General features: G+C 44.7%; 17 protein-coding genes. 11 read left to right on the top strand and 6 right to left on the bottom strand.

What is annotated here, in order from left to right; all coding sequences use genetic code 11:
• The first annotated feature begins 63 nt into the window (after window positions 1–63).
• The 3 genes from Q8J68_RS10395 to Q8J68_RS10405 all read left to right on the top strand — a co-directional run bounded on the left by Q8J68_RS10395 (window position 64) and on the right by Q8J68_RS10405 (window position 5,987).
• The gene (locus Q8J68_RS10395) at window positions 64–915 is read left to right on the top strand and encodes a DUF4349 domain-containing protein (protein WP_305311447.1); all 852 of its coding nucleotides are present in this window, start codon (window positions 64–66) and stop codon (window positions 913–915) included.
• 141 nt (window positions 916–1,056) lie between these two features.
• A complete protein-coding gene (thiL, locus tag Q8J68_RS10400; protein ID WP_305311448.1) occupies window positions 1,057–2,046 on the top strand; it encodes a thiamine-phosphate kinase in 990 nt (329 codons plus the stop codon).
• A gap of 50 nt (window positions 2,047–2,096) precedes the next feature.
• Window positions 2,097–5,987, top strand: a complete 3,891-nt coding sequence (locus Q8J68_RS10405; protein ID WP_305311449.1) for an S-layer protein domain-containing protein — start codon at window positions 2,097–2,099, stop codon at window positions 5,985–5,987.
• A 23-nt stretch (window positions 5,988–6,010) separates the two neighbouring features.
• On the opposite strand, the gene Q8J68_RS10410 is transcribed toward Q8J68_RS10405, so the two are convergent.
• The gene (locus tag Q8J68_RS10410) at window positions 6,011–6,538 is read right to left on the bottom strand and encodes a helix-turn-helix domain-containing protein (protein WP_305311450.1); all 528 of its coding nucleotides are present in this window, start codon (window positions 6,536–6,538) and stop codon (window positions 6,011–6,013) included.
• A 152-nt stretch (window positions 6,539–6,690) separates the two neighbouring features.
• On the opposite strand from Q8J68_RS10410, the gene Q8J68_RS10415 reads away from it, so the two are divergent.
• From Q8J68_RS10415 to Q8J68_RS10425, 3 genes are all read left to right on the top strand, one after another.
• The gene (locus tag Q8J68_RS10415; RefSeq protein ID WP_305311451.1) at window positions 6,691–7,698 is read left to right on the top strand and encodes an ABC transporter substrate-binding protein; all 1,008 of its coding nucleotides are present in this window, start codon (window positions 6,691–6,693) and stop codon (window positions 7,696–7,698) included.
• Window positions 7,699–7,783: 85 nt separating this feature from the next.
• Window positions 7,784–8,611 (top strand): ABC transporter permease, encoded by an 828-nt coding sequence (locus tag Q8J68_RS10420; protein ID WP_305311452.1) that lies wholly within the window; start codon window positions 7,784–7,786, stop codon window positions 8,609–8,611.
• Window positions 8,612–9,376 carry an ABC transporter ATP-binding protein gene (locus Q8J68_RS10425; RefSeq protein ID WP_305311453.1) on the top strand — a complete coding sequence of 255 codons (765 nt, stop codon included), beginning with the start codon at window positions 8,612–8,614 and terminating at the stop codon, window positions 9,374–9,376. It abuts the gene before it with no gap.
• Window positions 9,377–9,394: 18 nt separating this feature from the next.
• On the opposite strand, the gene Q8J68_RS10430 is transcribed toward Q8J68_RS10425, so the two are convergent.
• A complete protein-coding gene (locus tag Q8J68_RS10430) occupies window positions 9,395–9,823 on the bottom strand; it encodes a polymer-forming cytoskeletal protein (protein ID WP_305311454.1) in 429 nt (142 codons plus the stop codon).
• A gap of 220 nt (window positions 9,824–10,043) precedes the next feature.
• Here Q8J68_RS10430 and Q8J68_RS10435 point away from each other — a divergent pair, with 220 nt between their 5' ends.
• The gene (locus tag Q8J68_RS10435; protein WP_305311455.1) at window positions 10,044–12,080 is read left to right on the top strand and encodes a PAS domain-containing sensor histidine kinase; all 2,037 of its coding nucleotides are present in this window, start codon (window positions 10,044–10,046) and stop codon (window positions 12,078–12,080) included.
• On the opposite strand, the gene Q8J68_RS10440 is transcribed toward Q8J68_RS10435, so the two are convergent.
• The 4 genes from Q8J68_RS10440 to Q8J68_RS10455 form a co-directional block, all read right to left on the bottom strand.
• Window positions 12,046–12,765: a hypothetical protein gene (locus Q8J68_RS10440; RefSeq protein WP_305311456.1), complete on the bottom strand. Its 720-nt coding sequence runs from the start codon at window positions 12,763–12,765 to the stop codon at window positions 12,046–12,048. The two genes, Q8J68_RS10435 and Q8J68_RS10440, sit on opposite strands and share 35 nt — an antisense overlap.
• Before the next feature lie 94 nt (window positions 12,766–12,859).
• Entirely contained in the window at window positions 12,860–13,693 is an 834-nt protein-coding gene (locus tag Q8J68_RS10445) for an Mrp/NBP35 family ATP-binding protein (RefSeq protein WP_305311457.1), read from the bottom strand.
• A 93-nt stretch (window positions 13,694–13,786) separates the two neighbouring features.
• The gene (locus Q8J68_RS10450; RefSeq protein ID WP_305311458.1) at window positions 13,787–14,095 is read right to left on the bottom strand and encodes a DUF134 domain-containing protein; all 309 of its coding nucleotides are present in this window, start codon (window positions 14,093–14,095) and stop codon (window positions 13,787–13,789) included.
• 83 nt (window positions 14,096–14,178) lie between these two features.
• Window positions 14,179–14,988 (bottom strand): undecaprenyl-diphosphate phosphatase, encoded by an 810-nt coding sequence (locus tag Q8J68_RS10455; protein WP_305311459.1) that lies wholly within the window; start codon window positions 14,986–14,988, stop codon window positions 14,179–14,181.
• Between the two features lie 247 nt (window positions 14,989–15,235).
• Between Q8J68_RS10455 and Q8J68_RS10460 the strand changes: the two genes are divergently transcribed.
• The 4 genes from Q8J68_RS10460 to Q8J68_RS10475 all read left to right on the top strand — a co-directional run bounded on the left by Q8J68_RS10460 (window position 15,236) and on the right by Q8J68_RS10475 (window position 17,255).
• Entirely contained in the window at window positions 15,236–15,415 is a 180-nt protein-coding gene (locus Q8J68_RS10460; RefSeq protein WP_305311460.1) for a hypothetical protein, read from the top strand.
• Window positions 15,416–15,498: 83 nt separating this feature from the next.
• Window positions 15,499–15,852: a DUF1622 domain-containing protein gene (locus Q8J68_RS10465; protein WP_305311461.1), complete on the top strand. Its 354-nt coding sequence runs from the start codon at window positions 15,499–15,501 to the stop codon at window positions 15,850–15,852.
• A 55-nt stretch (window positions 15,853–15,907) separates the two neighbouring features.
• A protein-coding gene (locus tag Q8J68_RS10470; protein ID WP_305311462.1) for an IS1 family transposase occupies window positions 15,908–16,590 on the top strand; the annotation gives its coding sequence in 2 pieces (ribosomal slippage) (window positions 15,908–16,228 and window positions 16,231–16,590; 681 coding nt in all).
• 80 nt (window positions 16,591–16,670) lie between these two features.
• On the top strand, window positions 16,671–17,255 hold the full coding sequence (locus tag Q8J68_RS10475) for a winged helix-turn-helix domain-containing protein (protein WP_305311463.1): 585 nt from the start codon (window positions 16,671–16,673) through the stop codon (window positions 17,253–17,255).
• Window positions 17,256–17,341: the final 86 nt, after the last annotated feature.

A 17,341-nucleotide genomic window follows, 5' to 3' on the forward strand; every position in this document is an offset into this window, starting at 1 on the left:
GTTTAAACAATTTTCTTATAGGTTTGGTGCAATCATTCAACATACTAAAAGGAGTATCTTCGAATGAAAAAAACATACCTTCTATGCGCACTAATGCTCTTGGTATCTGCTGTTGTTGTCAGTGGATGCATGAGTCTGGATAAAGATGCTGATTCTTTATCTTATACTTCCAACGAAAAGGCTGTATATGGCTATGACTCTGCCACAGAGGATTCCGTAAGACAGGCTTCCTCAGGGGGGGCAGGTACAGTTTCCGTGGACCGGAAGACTATTACTACTGTCGATATGACCCTTGAAGTGGACGAAGTCCCTGCGGCCATCGAACAGATATCTACCTCCGCAAGAGCTTTCGGTGGTTATGTTTCCGGTTCTTCGATATATGTTCATACCTATGATTCAGGCACCTGGAAGGATGGCTATATCACTGTAAGGGTGCCTGAAGCAGAGCACCCCCTTTTCCTGGAAGAAGTTGAAAAACTCGGGGAAGTCACTTCAAGGAGTGTGAGTGGCCAGGATGTTACTGAGGAATATATTGACGTCACTGCCCGTCTGGAAAACCTGAAAAGGCAGGAGCAGCGTCTCTATGAAGTTCTCAATATGAGCAGGACAGTTGAGGAAGTGCTGAGCGTGGAGAAGGAGATCGAGCGTGTCCGTGGTGAGATAGACAGTCTGACCGGGCGCCTTACATACCTCAATGACAGGGTCGAATTCTCAACTATCAGCATCCGTCTTACAGAGCCGGACCGTGTGATCTATTCATGGGGACTTGGAAATGCCGTCTCAGAATCCGCCAGAGGTTTCATATCAATGGTCAATGCGCTGATAATTCTGGCAGGTTATCTCCTACCGATAGTTATTCTGCTGACTGCTCTTGGAGGTGTCTTCATCGGGATAAGACGTATTGCCCGCAGGTAATGCGAGCATACGGAGAGAGGGCAATTAGGACAATTATGTTCTTTTTATCTTCTTTCCCTCTGCACCCACTCATTTTAAATAAAATAAGTTTGTTAGCGTATAAATATATAATGTCATAACTTTAAATTACAACGTGAAAGAATGGAGTCCATACCTGTATCTGAAGTCGGTGAACGCCCCCTGATCGGCCTCCTGACAAGAATATTCAACAAAAGCAGCAATCCTTACGTTGCCGTAGGCCCTGGAAGTGATGATTGTGCGGTGCTTGAGATGCAGGGTGATGAATATCTTGTCATAACCACCGACATGCTTCATCGGAAGACTGATTTCCCGATTCAGATGACCGGATGGCAGATAGGCTGGATGTCTGCTGCTGTCAACTTAAGTGATATCGCATCCATGGGTGCAAGTCCTATAGGTTTCCTCTCGGCTATCGGTCTTCCAAAGGATACGGATGTGTCTTTCGTCGAAGATATCGCTCACGGAATGGCAGACTGTGCAAAGGCCTGTGGTACTTCTGTGATAGGCGGTGATATCGACACTCATGATGAGTTAACCATCACCGGCACTGCTCTTGGAATAGTCCCGAGGCACGAGCTGCTCGCCAGGAAGGGTGCCAGGATAGGAGACAAAGTCTGCGTTACTGGCTTTGCAGGTTCTGCCGGCGCTGCCCTGCACGCCATCGAGAACAACATCTCTGTACCTGACAGGCTGCTAAAGGAACTTCTTGAGCCATATCCCCGGGTCGCTGAAGCAAGGGAACTTGCACGTTCCGGCCTCGTGACCTCCATGATGGACACAAGCGATGGCCTGGCCCTGTCGCTCTATGACCTTGCTGACCTCAACCAGGTCGGCTTCCTCATATACGAATCCAAGCTCCCGATACATGATGACATCAGGGAGCATGTGACCACAGATCCTCATGAGCTCACGGACCTTGCACTTTACACGGGTGGTGACTTCGAATTGCTCTTTACCGCCTCTCCTGATATACTGAACCAAGTATTTCCAACATTTAATTTAAGTATAATCGGTGAAGTAGTTGAACAATCAGCTGGTATGCTCATTGAACGAAATGACGGGTCAAACTCGTCGATAAATCGAAAAGGTTATCTACAATTAGGGAATTAGATTTACACAAGATTAGATTACAATATTTAAGGAAAAAAGGATGATTAAAAATGAATAAAAACATTCGACTGCTTTTATTTGGACTAATATTGCTTATGTTCACGGGTGGTGCAATGGCTGCACCTTCTCTTTCTGGTGAAGGCATTTCTCCGGGAAGCGGTACTGTAGGAACAAACTTTATTTTTACAGTTACATACACTGACCCTGATAATCTCAGTGCAAGTTTTGTTAACATTACTATAGATACTATTCCTTACTCAATGATAGAAGTTAACTCCTCAGATGTCAATACCGTTGATGGGAAAGCTTACAGGTTCGAAAAATCGGGTTTCTCTGTAAATCCAGCTCACAGTTATGCTTTCTCTACGAGCAATGCAAATGGCGCAGTTGGTCCCTATGGGGCAGGCACCTTTGCTGTCACAAACACTGCACCGGTGCTGTCTTCTCCATTGGTTACTCCAAGTAGTGGTTCACCTGCAACGGAATTTGTGTTCACGGTGACCTATACAGATGCCGATAATAACACCGCAAGTTATGTAAATGCAGTAATTGACGGTATTAACTATCCAATGACAGCTGTCGATCCTGCAGACACAAATACGGCTGACGGAAAAGGTTACACGCTCTCCAATTCAAGTATGGCTGCAGGCTCTCACACATACAGTTTCACCGCATCAGATGGTACGACCACAGCTACTCCTACCTCTGTGGGCACTTTTTCTGTAAACTCTGACTCCTCACTGTCAGGAACTATTTCTTCTGCTAGCGGCACTCCTTCCACTACATTCGTCTTCAACGCAATTTTCACGGATGCAGACAATGATACTGCAGATTATGTACGGGTTACCATCGACGGAACTCCCTATGATATGACTGCGGTCACTCCTGCAGACACAAATACAGTTGACGGAAAAGAATATACTTACAGCATGTCCGGTTTCTCTGTTGGCAGCCACTCATACAGTTTTACAGCAAGTGTTGGTTCAGATACCATAGGTCCGGTGGGAGCAGGTACTTTTGATGTGGATGTTTCAAACCATGCCCCCACTCTTACAGATGCTTCTGTAACCGGGGCTAACAACTTCATTGTCGGCGGGGTCATTTATTTCAATGTTACTTACACAGACTCCGACAACCAATTGCCTACATACAGTTATGTCCAGATAGATGGCGTCAACAAGACAATGTCTAAAGTCAATAGTGCAGATAATGATGCAACCAATGGTATTGAATATACCTATAATACTACACTTGCACAGGGGAATCATACATATATTTTCTATATGTCTGATGGAACCAATCCCGTAAGCACTGCTTCTGCAACTATCACCATACATCCAAAGACCTACTTCACAGGTGACCGTATATGGGATGAGGATGCAGGTCAGTCAACAACCTACACATGGAATGCAAAGAGTTTCTCCGGCTTCTTCTACGACCTGGAAACCGGTTTTAGCTCTGAGACAATGAAGATTACTGATATTTCACGGACCATAGGTGATGGAAAGCTTGTCTATCGCACGGAGTCTGTGGAAAGCAACTTCGGGCGCTCTGGCTGGGGCAAGTACCAAGTCATTGGTTTCATGGCAGAGAAGTATTTTGCAGGATATACTTCAAATACAAACATTAATGGAGTGGATTCTGTCAGTCTGATATCTTCCGGACAGCTCTCGAAGGTCCTTATTGACAATGATGACAAGAAATCTGTATATTCCGGCTCTTCACTCACCCTCGAGGATGGCTACAAACTTAACATTGTCCAGGTTGACAAGAATGGCGATAAGGTCTTCGTCACCCTCACAAAAGATGGTGACGAGCTTGACAGTGCAGTAATCAGCGGAAGCGGCGACTACATATACAAGACTGACCTCGGAGATAGCGATGATGTTGTTATCGTAGCTGTCCGCTTTACATCTATCTTCAGTGGTACTGAATCTAACGCTGTCACAATCCAGGGTATCTTCCAGATATCCGAAGACTACATTGAATTGGAGGATGGCGCAAGTTATGGTAAGATGGAAATCACAGGCTTTGGCGATAATTACATCGAGATGAAGAATGATGGATCTCTCTCTCTCTCAAAAGGAAAGACAATTGCCATCATGGGTAAAATCAAGTTCATAGTAGCTGATTCGAACACCCTGCGTTTTGCACCATTCGTGGACATGTCCTCTCCGGGTAAATACGAACTTCGCGGCACTGTAGCAGAGGGCATTGAGAAACTTACGTGGACTCCCCTGAACTTCGAAGGCTTCTATTATGATATTGATGAAGGAATCCAGACGGAGAAGCTTGAGCTCAAAGATATTAACGACAGGTCCATACCGAAAAACCAGTTAGTCTATACCAGTACTCCGGCACAGGTATCCTTTCAACACTCTGACTGGGGTAAGTACAATGTAATCGGTTTCATGGCCGAGAAATACTTCGCAGGTTATCCTTCTGGTGCATTTGGCAGCAGCAGCAGCGCGGATATCATTTCTGACGGCCTGCTCTCCAAGGTTCTTATCGATGAGGATGACAAGAAATCCGTGTATTCCGGTTCCGCTCTAATTCTTGAGGAAGGATATACTCTTAACATCGTCCAGGTTGACAAGAACGGCGACAAGGTAATGGTAACTCTTACCAGGGACGGTAAAGAGGTAGACACTTCAATTATCAGTGGAAGTGGCACTTACATCTATGAGACAGACCTTGGCGATTCAGATGATGTGCCGATAATTGCAATCCATTTCGATTCCATATTCAGCGGCACGGAATCAAATGCTGTATTCGTAAAGGGTATCTTCCAGATATCGGAAGATTATCTTGAGATTGAAGATGGCGATACCTTCGGCAAGATGGAAGTCACAGGTATAGGTGGCAGCATAACAATGTCCAACAAAGATTCCATCTCCCTGTCAAAAGGTAAGTCCATAACACTAATGGGTGATATCAGCATCAATGTCGCTGACTCTAGCACAGTAAGGTACTACCCGTATGTTGAGGTAACCACTGCACCATCCCAGACGCTAAGTGTGAGCCTTGACAAGTCCATTGCAACAAAAGGGGACAAGGTCACGGTCACCGTGACTTCCCGCGGCGCAGCTATCAGTGATGCCACAGTGGAGGCCGGCACTTCGACCATCGGGAAGACCGGTGATGAAGGCACTCTCGTCTACACAGCTTCCACTATCGGAAAGCTCAAGATCACGGCAGAGAAAGAAGGTTATGCTTCAGGAAGCAGTGAACTTGAAGTAATATCTCCGGACGATGATTCAAGAAAGATCATTATTGAAGTCTCTCCCGAAGAAGTATATGAAGGATCTTCAGTGACCTTCTTTGTGCTCAAGGCAATAGGAGGAGATGCCATAGAGGGTGCCATGGTGTCTTATGACGGTAAGTCGATTGGCTCTACATCATCCGATGGAACGATTACTTACACGGTAACAGACCCTGGTATGCACAAGCTGACAGCAGTTAAGAGTGGATTCCTTGACGCTTCAATGAACCTGGAAGTTAAAGAGATCGCAGCAAAGTTCGAGTTCACGAATCTGGCTATAACTCCGCTCGACATCAGGCAGGGTAAGGAGGCAACTTTCAATGTCGATGTCAAGAATACGGGTACAGCGGGAGGCAGTTATACTGTTGACCTCAAGGTCAACGACACTGTTGTTGGCACCCAGACAATTACTCTTGCTATAGGTGAATCTCAGACACTTTCGTTCAAACATGCGGAAAAAGAACCTGGCACTTATGTTGTGAAGGTCGCTGACCTGACCACGACCTATGAGGTGTTCGAGAAATCGGGAGTCATCTGGTATGTGCTTGGAGCCATCGCAGTGGTTGTTGTAGGTGGTCTTGGATACCTCTTCACCGCTGGGGGCTGGACTGCAGAAATTGCCCAGGCAAAGGTAGATGAAGCAATACAGACATTGCAGGAGCTTGTCAGCAAGCGCTGATAGCTCCAATCCTCTTTTTATTTTTATTCTAAATTGATCTTCTTGGCCGCAAGCTCTATAGCTTCTATAAGACTATCTTTTGGCATTATTGTGGCAACAGGGATCCTTAATATCTTCTCGACAGTCGGACTTACGATGGGTGCGCACACAAGAGCTTTGGCACCATCTCTTTCAGCCCGCACGGCTGCAATTATAGCTTCTTCCATGGAGGTTGCCGAATATTCCCTGATGGTGCAGAGATTCCCGCATATCTTTCTTTTAGTCTCATTTATATTGTCAAGTACAGGTCGCGCGGCTATCACAGCTATGAAATTCCCCTTCTCCGATCCTTCTATCCTTTTTATTGTTTTCACTATCTGACGAAGGGTTTTCATATTTGGCTCTCTTTTTCCGGACATTATCTTGTACAGGGTGCTTTGAGGTATATCGGCCTTTTCTGCAAACTCCAGGGCAGTAAGGCCAAGTTCATCCTTTATGACCTTTGAAAGCACTTCCCTTAGCCTTTCGTCAGATTCAAAGACAGCATCAGTTATTTTATCAGCGGCATTCATTTGTCCCACACTACTGTTATGATTAAAATTATATCCTCTTAAGGCAATGTAGTCTTGTATATTAATACGTTTGGGCCATCTGCCTGGACTTAACGGTAATATATATAATCTATCTTGTCATGCTTTCAAAAAACGGAACAATAGGTGATAATATGAGATACAGAACATCTACGAAGTTATATGCTTTTTCGCTTCTGATTATTTTCATTATAGCAGCCGTACTTATATCCGGTTGTGCCGAAAGAGATACTGAGCCCCAGCAGGTGTCCACACTGACATTCGGATACCAGCCCAGCACCCATCAGATAGCTTACCTGACTGCGAAAGATCAGGGATGGTGGGCTGAGGATCTTTCTCCGCTAGGTGTGCAGAGAATCAACGACCGGCTTTTCCCGACAGGGGCCCCTGAAATGTCCGCGATGCTAGCAGGCGAGATAGATGTCGCTTATGTCGGAGCCGCTCCATTCGTAGCTGCTGCTTCAAGCGGTCTTGACGCCAAGATCGTTGCCGCTGCACAGATACAGGGATCGGATATTGTGCTTCGCAATGACCTTCCATACGAGGGTCCGGAGAACCTGAGGGGACTCAGGATAGCTACTTTCCCGCCAGGCACCATACAGGACACACTTCTGAGGGACTGGCTTAGGGATAACGGCATCAACCCTGATAGAGATGTCAATATTATTCCAATGGGCCCGGGAGATGCTGTGACAGCGCTCTCTGCCAGACAGGTCGATGCGGTGTTCCTGCCTCATCCGGCACCAACCCAGATCGAAGTGCAGGGTATTGGCAGATCGGTAGTTCTCTCCGGAGAGATGAAAGAAGACCATGCATGCTGTGTAGTTGTGGTCAGTGGCAATCTCATACGCAACCACCCGGAGATCGTGCAGCAGATAGTTGCTACCCATGTACGTGCAACCCAGTACGACACTGAGCATGTTGATGAGGCAGCCGCCACTTTTGCTGAAGACCAGGACTGGGATGTTAGTGTAGTAGAGAAGTCCCTTGCGGACTGGGACGGCACATGGGTGGCCGATCCTGGTGTAATCATTAACTCCACAGTTGAGTATGCACAGGTCCAGTACGAGCAGGGCACCATTAACAGACAACTCACACAGGACGACCTCTTTGATCTGAGCTTCTATGAAGCTCTTGATTAATAATTTTTATGGTGATGAGTTGGATACTGTTAAAAAACGATAAGGTAACAATCGCTGGAATATTTTCAAATTATGTAGGGGAATCATGGTTAGGGGAAGCTTTCAAAGATTAAAGAATAACAGTGTGGAATTATTATCTGTAGTTTCTGCGCTGATCATCTGGCAGGTGACGGCTGTCTATATTGTACAGAACAAGTTTTTCCTTCCCAGTTTCACAGATGTTGCTGAAGCATTCATTATTACCATTTCAAGGCAGGGTGTATTCCCTTTCCTCTCTATGAACCTTGAGCTTCCGGTGCTGCTGGTTGACACCCTCTATAGCCTTATGCACTTCTCTATCGGTCTTGCAGCTGCCCTGGCCATAGGTATCCCGGTGGGTATGCTCATGGGCTGGTTCAGATCCGTTGAAAGAGTTTTCGATCCTTTGATAGAGATAGTACGTCCCATACCTCCTCTTGCATGGATCCCCTTTGCTATAATCTGGATAGGACTAAACCCATTTGGAGCAGGATTTGTGATATTCATTGGAGCTCTGTTCCCTATAATAATCAACACATTCACAGGCTTCAAAAGTGTTCCACGGATATATGTTGAAGCTGCAAAGGTCCTCGGATGCAACACTGACCGTGAACTGATGAGACGTGTCGCCATACCCTCCGCTCTCCCTTCAATAGCAGCAGGTGTCAGGATAGCTATGGGTGTAGGCTGGATGTGTCTGGTAGCGGCCGAGATGTTCGGTGTCAGCAGGAACGGCCTTGGGTTCAAGATATGGCACAACTATTATTTACATCACATGGATTTTGTGCTGGTTTATATGCTTGTCCTGGGATTCCTGGGGCTTTTGATAGACCGGCTATTAAGATCCTATCTTGAGGACAAGTTCTTTAAATGGCGGACGGGAGTAGTGATGTAAATGGGCAGGGTAAACATAAAGGGTGTGTCCCGGAAGTTCGTGAAAGACGACATAGTACGGACCCTGGCCCTTGATAACGTAAGTCTGGATATTGAGGATAAGGAGTTTGTATGCTTCATAGGTCCTTCCGGGTGCGGGAAGACTACCTTGCTCAGGATAGTTTCCGGGCTTGACTATCCCGATGAAGGTGAGGTTTTCGTTGACAATGAACGTATAAAAGGTCCGGGACCTACAAGAGGCATGGTATTCCAGGAGTATTCCCTTTTCCCCTGGAAGACCGTTATAGATAATGTTATATTCGGTCCCCAGATGAGGGGAGTGCAAAAGAAGGATGCAATTGAAGAAGCACAAAAGTACCTGGAGCTTGTTGGCCTTGAACAGTTCAGGGACAGTTATCCTCATGAGCTCTCAGGAGGCATGAAGCAAAGGGTTGCAATAGCCCGTGCCCTTGCAAATGAACCCCAAGTGCTTCTTATGGATGAGCCCTTCGGAGCCCTTGATGCTCAGACAAGGAATTCATTGCAGCATGAACTACTGGATATCTGGCAAAAAAAGAACATCACTATTCTTTTTGTCACGCATAGTGTGGATGAGGCAGTTTTCCTTGCGGACAGGATCGTTATAATGACTGCACGGCCAGGTAAGATCAAAGAAGTAATAAGAGTCGATATCCAAAGGCTGCGTGACAGGACAAGCACGGAAGTCAATCAATTACGTAACCGTGTGCTGAAGCTACTGGCAGAAGAGCAGAAAAAAATAAGCTGATACCTCCGGGTTTTAACTTCATTCAGAGCGCACTATGACCTTGGTGCCGGATTCGATCTCTTTTACATGTACTTTCCCTATCATTTCAAGTGTTGCATTGGCTCTGGCAAATCCCAGGGAGCACCCCGGGCGTATCGAGATAGTCCCACCTGCGGTGGCTAATCCATTCACAGTTACAGAATCAAAGAATTTCAGATCATTATATGCTTCAACATTTCCATTGATCTCACATCCCGGTCCAATAACAATGTCATCAGCTTTGACATTTCCCCTGACGGAAGAGTTTTTCCCAAGCTTCAGAGTCCCCTTTACAACGAGGCCTTTCCAGAAAGAGGATGCTGCTCCTGCAATAAAGTTACCGTCAATAATGACATCATTCTCAAAGTAAGACCTTCTCCTGGCAATATAAGTGTTTGATGCCTTATGATATCTAAGATCTGAACTCATCTCATTCACCTGAACTTACTCTATAGTTTCGTTCATTATAAATTGATTGTATCCTATCGTCCATTCATGAGTACAGGTTAAGTGAGTTGAAGTTGACATCTGTTAATTTCTGGAAAATGGGTATGGCTTCCTGTTAATGACAAGTATTATATATAATCGCATATATACAATTGTATATTTCTGGGCCTTTATATAATAATTTGGACATCTGGTTAGTTTTATGGACCGGGGTGCATGGATGGTCAATAGTAGTAATGAATACCAGTCGGCAGGCAATATTGATACAGATTGCTCCATAGGACACGGTCCTCTTTACGTATTGGAAAGCAGGCCCCTACCTGGAGGGCTGGAACAGGCCAGAATTTTTTTCGATACCCTGAATTCCCTTATCCTTACAACAGATACTGAACATCGAATACTTTCCATGAACCGCATGGCAGAGAAATTGCTGGGTTATAAGGATAATGAGCTTGCAGGTAAGAACTGGATAGATACGCTGGTTCATGAAAGCTCCAGGGAACTGTTAAAAGATGCCTTCCTTGAAATTATCTCAGGGAACACTGCTATTTCAGAACCCCTGCATTCCCTGATAATTGGAAAAGATGTCCCTGAGATAGTGATATCCTGGAATGTTACATTCCTGAAGGATGATGATGGCTCTCCTGCAGGTTTTATACTCGCAGGCAACGACATTTCCAGGCAAAAAGCTATCGAACTTAATTGCATACATGAAAATGAAAGGTTGTTGTCCTTCCTTCGTTCTGCCACATACGCAGTGATCTTTTCGGATCACTCCGGCATGATCTCTTTCTGGAATAAGGCTGCAACTACTCTCTTTGGGTATGACGAAGCTGAGGTCATGGGTGAGCCTCTAACTGTCATTATGCCAAAGCGCTACAAAAAAGCTCACGAGGGATGGGATCAGATAATTTCCATCGGTAAATCTCCCGTGATGGGCAGGATATTTGAAGCTTCGGGCCTCAGGAAGGATGGAAGTGAATTTCCTCTTGAGATTGCCGCCACTACCACAAGGATGAATGGCAAGGTCTTCCATGGTGCTTTCCTTAATGATATCTCCAGGCGTAAGATGAAAGAACGTCTGACTACCATTTCCAAGAACAAGTACCGCATGATCTTCCAGAAGTCGCCTTTGGGTATCTTTCATTTTGATGAGAAAGGGGTCATTACTCAATGTAATGAGAAACTCGTAAAGATAGTCGGTGCTGCTCATGAAAATGTCATTAGCACAATTATTAATTTCAATATGCTGACATCCTTCAAAGACGAAGCTATGGTGAAATGCATAAAACAGGTGCTTTCAGGAATACCGGCCAGGTATGAAGATGATTTCATATCGCCTTTTTCAGACAAGGTCGTACCTATAAAGGCGGAATTCAGTCCTGTCATTTCTGAAGAAGGCAAGCTCATGGGTGGTGTATGTGTTGTTGAGGATTTCACGGAGCGCAAGACTGCAGAAAAAGCTCTGAGTAAGTACGCCGAAGACCTTGCAAAAGCAAACACTGAGCTAAAGTCCCTTGACCGCATGAAAGATGAGTTCCTTTCCAACCTGCGGCACGAACTTAAGACTCCTCTCATTCCCATACGCGGCTACAGCGAGCTGATGGCTGAAGGTGCCCTTGGTGAGCTTAACGAGAAACAGAAAGATGCTATGGAAAAAGTACTGCTCAGTTCTGAGAGGTTAAAGAGGCTCATAGATTCTCTTCTTTATGTAAGCATTACTGAAGGTGGCAATGCTGAATATACATTTGTTCTTCTACGTGTGGCCGAGGTTCTCGAATCTGCAATATGTGACCGCTCACCGGAAATGATAAGTAAAGGTCATAAGATTGAAAAAGACCTTCCCCGTGACCTTCCTCTGATAGAAGGCGACCTTGAATACTTAACAGATGTATTTGTGAACCTAATCGATAATGCGATCAAGTTCACACCTTCTGGCGGGAATATCCGCATTTGTGCAGCTGTCGAAGATAGCAACATACACATCCAGATATCTGATGACGGGATTGGCATCGAGGAGGCAAATCTGCCAAAGATATTTACTCGGTTCTATCAGGTGGATGGCTCATCAACACGCAAATATGGTGGCAACGGGCTTGGTCTCTATATCTGTAAAAAAATAGTTGAAGCCCACAAAGGCAGTATCCGCCTGGAGAGCATCCGGAATAGAGGCACTACGATTCATGTATATCTTCCAGTTGTCACTATTCCTCTCTGTTCATCTTCTCCAAGCACTTAAGAGTGATCAAAGACAAGGAGGTCGCAGTAATATCTCCCGTGCCTTTTCCCCATGACCCATTTGTATTCATGCTGGAAAAGAGCCACAAATTTTCTCTTTCCAGTTCACGGGCGTATCCTGCAAGCAGTAAAGCCTGCATGACCAGATTGCTTGTGGCGATAGGTCCCCATGCTCCTCCCAGGGTGCACCTTGAAAGCAGCCATCCGGCACGTTCCTGAATGAATCCGCTCCAATCATGAATATCTTTGTCTACAAGTCTCCCCTGCGATAACAGGGCCTGCAGTATAAGAGCTGTTGTTCCGGGATGCTCCCAGGCTGGTCCATAGTTCTCAACAAGCCATGAACATCCATTCATGTTCTCTATCCCCATATCTGCAAGAGCGATAAGTGCATAGGCTGTGTCGTACACTTCCTCATTCCATGAGCTGCCACTCTGCTCCGACAGCATCCATGTGCTCACATCAGGGTAAGCAATGCCAATAGCTGCAAGGGCTGAGGCTGCCCTGGAGGTATCTCTCAGGGAGTGATTCCATGAACCTTCAGTTTTCAGCCTTATCAGCCTTGGTGCCATGTCGCTCTTCACATCCCAGAGGTGGCATGCAAGCATGGCGCGTGAAAGTTCCTTCACCTCATGGATGTTCCTGGAAAGGAGCCAATTAAAGGAGATCTCACTTTTGAAGTACATAATGGCATAGATGCCAGCCATTTATTTATTGTTTTGCAGGAACTCGTACATCTAAAACCGGAAATAAGGACGAAATGTGCTCTTCCTGGTATTCTTATTGTTTGAAATTCTCCACGCTGTCAACAATGCGGCTGAACTCCCTGAACCATTCAAGGTCTGAATTGCCTTCAAGGTGTACTCTGCCATTATCTTCCATCGTTGCTACTGCCGGATCAATTGGCAGTTCTCCCAGTACCGGTACATTGAAATCTGCTGCGGCCTTTTCAACGCCTCCGGTTCCGTAGATATCGATCTTCTCATTGCAGTGGGGGCATTTCATACCGCTCATATTCTCGACGATCCCAATGACCGGGACCTTGAGCATACTGGCAAAGGTGAGTGATTTCCTTACGCTGAGCAGGGCCACATCCTGGGGGGTTGTCACAACCACTGCCCCGTCAAGTTTCTCAATCAACTGGGCAATGCTCAGGGGCTCGTCGCCAGTTCCGGGGGGAAGGTCAATGAAAAGATAGTCCAGTTTGCCCCATGAGACTTCCTGCAGGAACTGCTTGATGGCTCCCATCTTTGCAGGCCCCCTCCATATTATAGGAGAGTCCCTGTCTTCCACAAGGAGTGCTATTGACATAACACTCAGGTTTTCGGTAACCTGTATCGGGACTATGCCATTTTCGTCAACAGAGGGTCTCATGTCTTCGATTCCAAACATCTTGGGAATGCTGGGTCCGTGAATGTCAGCATCAAGAAGGCCTACCTTGTATCCGCGGTCTGCAAGACGTGCAGCAAGGTTAGCGGCAACAGTGCTTTTGCCTACGCCTCCTTTTCCGCTCATGACCATTATCTTCTTTCTGATGGCTCTCATCTGCTTTATAAGCCTGGATTCCTGCGGTTTCTGTAACAGGTCCTGAGGGCTCTGTATTGTTTGTGTCATTTGGTAACCTCTTTATAATTTATATGATTGGTATCGGATACTAAGTATAAATTATTCTGGAATGTAATATATGAATCGGAAGCAGTGCTACTCTTAGCCTGTGTGTATGTAACTGCCACCTGATATCTCGATCGCCTTTCCGGTTGTCAGTGCCAAAGCTACTTTTTTCCTTGCGCTCTGCAGGTCTTCCCAGAACGCCCTCCTTGAAATACCCATCCTGAAAGCTGCCTCTTCCTGCGATACTCCTTCCAGGTCGACCAGCCTTAAAGCTTCCAGCTCTTCAACTGCAAGTGCTACAGTTTCAAGTTCACTCAGCGGTACTCCCCTTGGTTTGAAATAAAGCACTTCCGGAGAGCACTCTACTCTTCTTGGGGACTTGGGTCTCCCTCTGCATTTCATCAAGCATATTCATGGATATGCCAATATTTATTACTTGCCAGTTAAGTTCATATATTTCTTCCCAAATGTGCCTATTTTTGGAAAAATCAGATGAAGTAGGCAGATAAGGTTAATACTCCAAGTGCTATGCAGAATTTGGCGAAATCGAATTTCTGGGCCATCTTTATGAACAGATCGATTGTCAGAAGTCCGAAAAGGAATGCAAAGAGCATTGCAAACAGTGCGTTGAGGTCAACTGTCAGCATTCCCATGGCAGCTATGCCTATGTTTGCCGCTAAGACTGCGGGTATGCTCATGAGGAAGCTCAGCTTAATAGCATCTGATGCATTGAAATTTCTCAAAAGTAATGATGAGACTGTAATGCCGGACCTGCTGATGCCTGGAAGTGCGGCAAAACCCTGGGCTATTCCGGTTATCAGTGAATCATTGAATGTAGGTACTTCTTTTTTAACCTCTTTCCCAAGCGCTGTTTTTTGCAGGACACCTGTGAATATCAGTAGTAATCCTATAAATGCGGTTGCTATCTTGGCTGAGAAGTCCGTAAAGCCTGTGGCAAATATCACAAGTGGGAGGCCAACAATTCCGGTCAGTAGTGTTGAGGTTACCAGGAAGCTTATAAGTGCATGATCCTCTGCCTTGCGGGAGCCAATATTACGGATATACTGGGGTATATTTTCAAAAATTCCTTTAAGGTCTTTCCTGAAATAGATGGTTGCTGAGAGGAGGGTGCCTGTATGTAGCCATATAGAGATTGGCAAGGCTTCAGCAAGCGTCTTGTCAAAGACATTGATCATTACAAGAGTTGTCATACCCTCGCTGCTTATCGGGAGCCATTCGGCTATGCCCTGGACCACCCCAATCACTATTGCCTCATAGAATGTTAACATTCTGCCCATATCTGATTTTTTTGTATATATATTGGGTGGTCTTTAAGGTATTATGCACATATGGGTATAATTATATATTCTTATTCCAAACAGAATATATGTTACGCCTAATAAGGGTTCCAGTATGCTAGGATATGGTTAGTAATTAACATCGGACACTAAATCATAATAAGTTACCAGCAAATGTAATTATAAATAGTTATAGAACTCGCAATCCTTTTATTGTAGGAGGGCAGAATTCTATTTGGGGCTATTTATGTCACAATCAGTGAACAGGAGTTCAGGGACTTTTGCGCATGCCTTACAATCGATTCCTGATTACTCTGAAGTGCTTGTGCTGCTTTTGATATTGGCTTTGATGGCGATGTCTTCTGATGAGATCGCAGATTTCATTTCACTGGTGCGCGAAGCATTCACTTATCCCGGATTTCCATGAATAAGCTCTTTTGGTCACAACAAGTGCCTCCGTAAGTAAGGCTTATTATGGGGAGGCAGTTAATTCTTAATGGGCGTATTTGTATGGTATTGGGAACAGGACTTTTGCTTGAATGGGGATCTCTCGCCCTTGGCCTTTTTGAACTGTTTTTTGTTATGGTGGGTCTGGCAATGATCATCTATGGGGGTATTGTGGCCACAATAGAGATAATCCTCCATGAGGCGCAGAAAAAAAACTATACTTATGCTCACATCAGGCACCAGTTCACCGATAAGATCTTATTCGGCCTGGAGTTCCTGATTGCTGCAGATGTGATAAGGACCGTTCTGGATCCTTCAATCGAGGAGATTCTGACCCTTGGTGCAATCGTTTTGATAAGGACGATTATGGCTCACTTCCTTAGTAAGGAGATTGAGGAATACTCTTTTGAAGAATAGTTTTTGGTATTGTTAAGTAAATAGAGGTATATAGGATGAAAGCCTATACTTCAGTATGAACTGCCCTAAATGTAAGAGTTCCAACCACAAAAAGAATGGGAAAGTCGATGAACGTCAACGCTACAAATGTTATGATTGCGGATATAACTATACAGTCGAGATAAAATCGACTGCGAGTTCTACTTCCGTTAAAAGGCAGGCTTTACAACTCTATCTTGAAGGATTAGGATTTCGTTCAATCGGAAGATTTTTGGGAGTAAGTCATGTTTCTGTTTATAATTGGATTAAAAAATTTGGTCAGGAGTTAGAGGACCTAAAAAGTGAAAATGAGATAGAGATTGTTGAATTAGACGAGATGCACACTTATATAGGCAACAAAAAAAATATTGCTGGATCTGGATTGCTGTTGATAGGATTGGGAAAAGGTTCATCAACTGCTCTTTTGGTAGCAGAGGCACGGAAACTGGAAGACAACTCTGGGAAATATTAAAGGATAAGGAAATAAAAGAAGTCATGACAGATCACTGGAAAGCATATGCAGAGTTTCTTCCAGAGGCTATTCATACTCGATCCAAAGCTGAAACATATACCGTAGAAGGATATAACAGCATATTTAGGCATTTCCTGGCAAGATTGAGAAGAAAGTCTAAGTGTTATTCAAAGAGTCTTGAAATGTTGAGATACTCTGTTCTCCTGTTAATGAAGTACAGAAATAAAGAACTAGCGATGTTTAATTAACAATGCCAAAATTTCTGTTCACTTTAAGTAGTGCGGATTACAAAGATGGTAGTAGGAATTATTAAGGAAGAGCGGGGAGCATGACGAAACCGTTACTTGATGTGATATTTGCATCTGAGAAGAGAAAGAATGTTCTATTATTGTTGCAGGACGGCCCAAAGCAAATGGAAACCCTCCTCAAGTCACTTGGAACTACAAGACAGGCATTACTTCCACAGATCAGGACACTGGAAGAACATTATCTTGTTGCTCACTTCGCTCATGTTTATGAATTAACCACTATTGGAAAACTTGCTGCTGGTAAAATGGTTCCTTTGCTGGGTACTATTGAGGTTTTTGATAGTGACATAGATTATTGGGGAACTCATAAACTTGACTTCATTCCACCACATCTTTTGAAAAGAATAAATGAACTTGGAAAATGTAAGATAATACATCCTGCAATCACAGAAATGCATGAATTCAACAATGAGTTTTATGAGCATTCGAAGATATCCGGTTCTGTATCGAGAGTAAGTACATACTTTCATCCCATGTATTCTACACTATATCCTCAACTAATGGATCGAAAAGTTCAAATCCATTTAATTATCGCCCGGGAAGTACTTGACAAATTCAGTACTTCACTAATTTTGAATAGGACACAGAATAATGCTTTCCGATAGCTTTATATGCGGCGGGAACGCCGCCCTATGTCATTTCTACCATTCAATTCAAGGACCTGTGATAAGGTTGAATTAAGGCCAAAACA

Source organism: Methanolobus sp., assembly GCF_030682845.1.
Lineage (GTDB): Archaea > Halobacteriota > Methanosarcinia > Methanosarcinales > Methanosarcinaceae > Methanolobus.